This is a genomic window from Planomonospora algeriensis (assembly GCF_977012225.1).
The window spans coordinates 1-846 of record NZ_CDRNDK010000971.1 but is presented as its reverse complement, the minus strand read 5'-3'; the positions used below and the strand labels follow the sequence as shown (position 1 = coordinate 846).

The window sequence follows — 846 nt, the reverse complement described above, 5'->3', positions numbered from 1 at the left end:
GCAGGGCGAGGTCACCGTACCCCTCCCAGACGGCGAACCAGCAGCGCTGCGGTGCGCGGGTGTGCCCGGCCAGCAGAGCGGCCAGGCGGGCCGCATGCCGTACCGGCAGCGATCCCTCCTCCGGCGGGTACTCCCAGAGGCCGGGCTGATCATCGGCATGGACGAACCGCCATGAACCGGTGATGCACGGCCACTGCATCGCCGGATGCGCCAGGCGTCCGTTGGCGCGGGCCACCTGCGCCCACGTCACCTCCTCGGTCCGCTCGACCGGCCCGGCGGGTCCGCCGAACCGCCGCCGGGCGGGGTGGAACACCCGCGCGTACGCGGCGAAGACCGGCGGGACCAGGGAACCGACCGTACCGTCGAAGTCCCGGACCGCCGCCACCGCCCACGCGGCCGGGACCACGTCGCGGCACAGCGTCAGACCATCGATCACGAAAGGCACGTCCACCCCGGAAGTATGGCCCCGGACACCTCCCGCGGAGCCGATCGAACCGCCGACCGTTTCCCCGTCCGGCACGACCACGGTCACGGCAGGAACGCAACGGCCGGCTCCCTTCACCGGACCGCCCATAGGAGACAGCACCCGCACAGGCCGCACTCGCTCATCGTTCATGATCGAGAGCGTCCGGTGGCCGACCGGCTTACGTACACCCCTTCGCTGGACGTGACCTTCAGTGGATGGCTCGGCGCGGCAAGGGATCGTCTACCCTTCCCCTGGCTGGACGATGTCCGGTGTGTCACCATTCACGCATGATCGAATCAAGGCCAGGCGCGTCCGCGGTGAGCGGGAAGCTCGGCAGGCGGCTCGTCCTGGCCGGTGTGGTCGGGATCCTGCTTCCCCTC

At 70.8% G+C, this 846-nt stretch carries 1 protein-coding gene; it reads right to left on the bottom strand.

Going from position 1 to position 846, the window contains the following annotated elements; all coding sequences use genetic code 11:
* Positions 1-451 (bottom strand): hypothetical protein (locus tag ACWJ6R_RS37265; protein ID WP_449066694.1); only part of this gene is annotated, 451 nt, incomplete at its 3' end.
* Between the last annotated feature and the right edge of the window lie 395 nt (positions 452-846).